Here is a 4,731-nt window from a genome sequence, read left to right on the forward strand (position 1 = left end):
CCGCGCGTGCCCGCCGCCGTCGCCGCCGCGCGTGCCGACCTCACCCCGGGCGGTCGCGTCGTCGTCGCGTCCTACCTGCTCGCCCCCGGCTACTTCTACGACCGCGTGCGGGAGGCCGGCGCCGACGTCGTGGCCGCGCCGCTCGCACCCGATCCGCGGCTCGCAGACGTCGTGCTCGACCGGTACGACGCGGTCGCCGCGGACGCCGTGCCCGACGGGGTCGCCACGGCCTGAAGCACCGGGCTCGCACCTCGAGCGGGGACGAACCAGCAGGTGGACACGGGGTTGTGCGCCGTCCGGGCGACCCCTAGGAATGCCCGCATGCACAGTGTCGTGAAGGTCAGGGCGGGCGTGCTCGCCGTCGGTGTGGGAGCGCTCCTGCTCGCCGGGTGCACGAGCGGCGGCGACGAGCCGGAGCCCGACGCCGCACCCGAGGAGACCGTCTCGGTCGGCCCGTCGCCCGCGATCCGGCCGGTCGACGTCCCCGACTGCGCACCCGAGGGCTCGGCCGCCGCCGCGACCGGCCCCGAGGACGACCCGACGGTCGTCGTGTGGACGGGCGCCGGCAGCAAGGGCGTCGTGCTCGCACCCCAGAACCAGTCCGACTACTGCCAGTGGACGAACGAGATGACCCGCCTCGCAGGCCAGGGCTACCTCGTCGCGTCCTTCTCGTGGGCCGACGACTCCGCGGCGTCGCTGCTCGGGGCCGTCGACGCGCTCCGGTCCGTCGGTGCGCAGGACGTCGCGCTCGTCGGTGCGTCGAAGGGCGGGGCGTTCTCGGCCGCGCTCGCGGACGAGGCCGACGCCGTGGCCGTCGTGGCCCTGGGGCCGCCGGCCGAGATGGACGGCGTCGACGCGCGCGCGGAGACGAGCACGTACGACGGGCCCCTCCTGGTCGTCGCGTCGACGAACGACGGCGACGTCGCGGTGGGCTCGTCGCGCTGGGTGTCGCGGCTCGACGACCCGACCACGTTCCTCGAGCTGCCGGGCGGCGCGCACGGCGTCGAGCTGTTCGCGACGGCCCACCGCGACCAGGTGCAGGCCGCGATCGACGGGGTGCTCGCGCAGGGGTTCGGCGGCTGAGCGACGACGCGCAGAGGTTCGGCCGTTGGACGACAGGGCCCTCCCGGGAGGCCGCCGCACCCGACGTCGCCGTTGACGTCGAGCACGGCGGCCCCGGCCGGGAGGGCGCGCGGAGGACTGTCTACCAGCCAGGACGGTGTCCGCACTACCGCCAGAAGCGGACGAACCGGACATGCGACCGAACCGTTATGGGTCTGTGACCCCGATCACGCGGGCGGCGCCCGCGCGCGGCCGCGTCAGAGGTAGCGCAGCGGGTCGAACTCGTCGAGCGGGATGATCCGCAGACGCGGCAGCTGGACGTTGAACGCCGCGACGTCGGACTCGAGGTCGAACACCTGGAGGCCGCGCGCGGTGAGGCCCGCGAGCGCGGTGGACGTGAACTCGCGGAACGCGAGGAGGCCGACGCGGCGGTCCTCCTCGTCGACGAGCGTCTCGACCTCGGGCGCGAAGTCGCCGTCGTGGCTCGCGAGCAGCACGTCGCCGCCGCGCGACGCGATCGCCTGCAGCGTGCGCTTGATGCCGATGTCGACGACCTTCTCGTACGACTCCCCGGACAGGGGGATCGGCTGGAACCCGATCGCGAGCAGCGCCTGGACGAACGACATCGGCAGGTTGCCGTTCGAGGCGTTGAGGAAGAACAGCCCCTTCACGGGCTGCCCCCACGTCTGCTCCGCGAACCCGAGCACCCGCTCCCAGCGCGGACGCTGGTCGGGCGTCGGCCGCCCGCCGAGGATCGAGGACCCGAGGGTCGCGTCGATGTTCTCGCCGTCGACCAGCAGGTAGGTGGTGCGGGCTGCCGCGTCGGTGCTCATCGCGTCAGCGTAGCGACGGGCGGGGCCGCGGCACGGACGCGCACCGGTGCCCGCGCGAGCGGCGGGCACCGGTGCGGTCGTGGCGTGCTGCGGCGTCAGGCCACCGAGCAGGGCGTGCCGTTGAGCGCGAACGCGCTCGGCGCGGTGTTGGTGCCGTTGTGGGCGCCGTTGAAGCCGATCTGCGTGCTGCCGCCGGGCGCGAGCGACCCGTTCCACGCGGCGTTGCGCAGCGTGACCTGGGAGCCGGACTGCGACGACACCGACGACCAGGCCTGCGTGATGGTCTGGCCGGACGGGAACGCGAACGTCAGGGTCCAGCCGTTGAGCGCGGACGACGACGTGTTCGTGATGGTGACGTTGGCGGTGAACCCGGTGTTCCACTGGTTCACGCCGTAGGCGACCCGGCACGCGCCGACGGGCGCCGTGGGGGTGGTCGTCGGGGTCGGTGTCGGCGTCGTCGGTGTGGGGGTCGGCGTCGTCGGCGTCGGGGTGGGTGTGGTGGGGGTGGGCGTCGGGGTCGCGCCGAACGCCTCGAGGATCGCCGCGTGCGCGGGCTTCTTGGCGTAGCCGTTGTCCCACACCAGGGCGGCGCCCTGGCCCGAGAAGACGTCCGGGACCCACGAGTACTTGTCGGTGATGCCCCAGATGGTCACGCCCTGGCAGCGCGTGACCTGGAGGCAGGCCTGGACGACCTTCTTGTAGTCGGCGGCCTGCGTCGCGAGCTTCGAGGAGTCGGACGGCATCTGCATGCGGATGTCGAGCTCGGTGATGCGCACGTCGACGCCCAGGTCGGCGAACCGCTGCAGGTTCTGGCGGAAGTCGCCGGGCACCTGCCCGACGATGAGGTGCGACTGGAAGCCGACGCAGTCGATCGGCACGCCGCGCGCCTTGAAGTCCTTGACGAGGTCGTACATCGAGTTGCTCTTCGCGTTGACGCCCTCGACGTTGTAGTCGTTGATGCAGAGCTTGGCGGTCGGGTCGGCCGCACGCGCGGCCCGGAACGCGGTCTCGATGTACCCGTTGCCGAGCTTCTGCTGGAACGGCGAGTCCTGCCGCCGGCCGCCGCCGTCGGCGAACGCCTCGTTGACGACGTCCCACGACGCGACCTTGCCCTCGAAGTGGTCCGCGACCTTCGTCACGTGGTTGACCATCGCGCTCTCGAAGGCGCTGCCGTTGAGGTTCTTCGCCCAGTCGGGCAGCTGCGAGTGCCACACGAGCGTGTGCCCGTACAGCTCCTTGCCGGTCGCGGCGGCGTAGCTCGCGACCTGGTCGCCCGCGCCGAAGCTGAAGCTGTTCTGCGACGGCTCGGTCGCGTCCCACTTCATCGCGTTCTCGGCGACGACGAGGTTGAACTCGGTGTCGGCGATCGACTTGTACGCGGACTCGGACAGGCGGTTCGGGTCGAGCGCGAAGCCGATGTCCTTCCCGGCGGCGTCGGCGGCCTCCTTCAGGGTCGTGGCGGCGTGCGCGGGGATCGCGACGGCGGTCCCGAGGACGAGCGTCGCGGCGGCTGCCGCGAGCGTCGTGCGCAACGCCGTGCGGGAACGGCGGGTCGTAGGGCAGGGTGCGGGTGGTGTGGTGGGCATGGAGTCCTCCTCATGGTGCGAGTGCCGCGTGCACACTGCTCGTGGCATGCGTTCGCCGGGGAGGTGCTGAATCATTTCGGCACGTCGTGGCCTGCAGTTTCGATAGCGTCGGCGTTGCGATCGCCGGAGGGGGAGTCGATGGTCGAGGGACCGGTCGGGCGCGCCGCGAGCACGCGTGAGGCGGCTGAGGCGTGGGAGGCGCTGTTCCGCGCGCAGGTGGCGCTCATGCGTCGCTTCCAGCGCGACGACGTGTGGGACCCGCTGACGATCCGCGAGTACGACGTGCTGTTCACGCTCTCGCGGTGCCACGACCTCACGGCGCGCCTCAAGGAGCTCGGCGAGAGCAGCCTGCTGACCCAGCCGAGCCTCTCCCGGATGGTCGAGCGGCTCGAGGCCGCGGGGCTCGTGCTGCGCGGGCCGGTGCGGGGGGACGCACGCGGGGTCGCGGTGACCCTGACGCCCGAGGGCGCGCGCGTGCAGCGCGAGATCGGGCGCCGGCACGTGCGCTCGATCCGGCGCCTCGTCGGCGGTGCGCTCGACGCCGACGAGCTCGCCGAGCTGCGCCGCCTGACGGACAAGCTGCGCGCCGCACAACCGGGCATCCCGGACCCGTCGTGACCCTCGTCTCTCAGGACCTCGGGCCCATCCGTCCAGGCCAGCGCCGGGCGACGATGGACGAGCGGTCCGAGAGCCGGACGGCGGCAGGGAGGGAGCGGGCATGCGGATCCTGGTCACCATCGCCTCGCGGCACGGGGGCACGTGGGGAATCGGCGAGGTCGTCGCGCAGACGCTGCGCGAGCGAGGTCACGAGGTGACCATGACGCCCCCCGACGACGTGACCGACCTCGAGGGTGTCGACGCCGTCGTCCTGGGCTCCGCCGTCTACGTCGCCCACTGGATGCCCGCGGCCCGCGACCTGGCCGACCGGCTCGCCGACGAGCTCGCGACGCGACCCGTCTGGCTGCTGTCGTCGGGCCTCGCGACGCAGCCCGCGGCGAGCGCGAACTCCCCGCACGAGATCCGGGCGCTCGCGGAGCGCGTCGGCGCGCGCGGGCACCGCAGCTTCCACGGTCGTCTCGACCGGTCGGTCCTGTCGTTCGCCGAGCGCGCGACGATCTCCGCCGCGCGGGCCCGCGAGGGCGACCACCGCGACATGGGGGTCGGCGTTCTGGATGCTCGGCGACGACCTCGAGGACGTCGGGTGGCCGGCCTGCGGGGAGATCGACGTCATGGAGCACGTCGGCGCCGAG

The 4,731-nt window shown here is 73.1% G+C and carries 6 protein-coding genes; 4 read left to right on the forward strand and 2 right to left on the reverse strand.

Annotated elements, in window-relative coordinates; all coding sequences use genetic code 11:
* Together HGA02_RS10890 and HGA02_RS10895 are read left to right on the forward strand one after the other, a co-directional pair.
* Positions 1–234: sirohydrochlorin chelatase (locus tag HGA02_RS10890; protein WP_425483058.1), on the forward strand; the 234-nt coding region annotated here is incomplete at its 5' end.
* An 87-nt stretch (positions 235–321) separates the two neighbouring features.
* Positions 322–1,083, forward strand: a complete 762-nt coding sequence (locus HGA02_RS10895; RefSeq protein ID WP_168679028.1) for an alpha/beta hydrolase — start codon at positions 322–324, stop codon at positions 1,081–1,083.
* Positions 1,084–1,319: 236 nt separating this feature from the next.
* Here HGA02_RS10895 and HGA02_RS10900 read toward each other — a convergent pair whose 3' ends face one another.
* The gene (locus tag HGA02_RS10900; RefSeq protein WP_162352532.1) at positions 1,320–1,895 is read right to left on the reverse strand and encodes an NYN domain-containing protein; all 576 of its coding nucleotides are present in this window, start codon (positions 1,893–1,895) and stop codon (positions 1,320–1,322) included.
* Positions 1,896–1,990: 95 nt separating this feature from the next.
* Complete coding sequence (locus tag HGA02_RS10905; protein ID WP_246247673.1) at positions 1,991–3,481, reverse strand: glycoside hydrolase family 10 protein; 1,491 nt, start codon at positions 3,479–3,481, stop codon at positions 1,991–1,993.
* Positions 3,482–3,619: 138 nt separating this feature from the next.
* Here HGA02_RS10905 and HGA02_RS10910 point away from each other — a divergent pair, with 138 nt between their 5' ends.
* Together HGA02_RS10910 and HGA02_RS10915 are read left to right on the forward strand one after the other, a co-directional pair.
* Entirely contained in the window at positions 3,620–4,099 is a 480-nt protein-coding gene (locus tag HGA02_RS10910) for a MarR family winged helix-turn-helix transcriptional regulator (RefSeq protein WP_168679030.1), read from the forward strand.
* A 100-nt stretch (positions 4,100–4,199) separates the two neighbouring features.
* A partial coding sequence (locus HGA02_RS10915; RefSeq protein WP_168679031.1) for a flavodoxin domain-containing protein occupies positions 4,200–4,731 on the forward strand: 532 nt, incomplete at its 3' end.

This window comes from Cellulomonas septica (assembly GCF_012396155.1).
Taxonomy (GTDB): Bacteria; Actinomycetota; Actinomycetes; order Actinomycetales; family Cellulomonadaceae; genus Cellulomonas; species Cellulomonas septica.

Coding starts and splice junctions, on each gene's coding strand:
- HGA02_RS10910 (WP_168679030.1), top strand. CDS start 3,620: ATGGTCGAGGGACCGGTCGGGCGCGCCGCGAGCACGCGTGAGGCGGCT.
- HGA02_RS10905 (WP_246247673.1), bottom strand. CDS start 3,481: ATGCCCACCACACCACCCGCACCCTGCCCTACGACCCGCCGTTCCCGC.
- HGA02_RS10895 (WP_168679028.1), top strand. CDS start 322: ATGCACAGTGTCGTGAAGGTCAGGGCGGGCGTGCTCGCCGTCGGTGTG.
- HGA02_RS10900 (WP_162352532.1), bottom strand. CDS start 1,895: ATGAGCACCGACGCGGCAGCCCGCACCACCTACCTGCTGGTCGACGGC.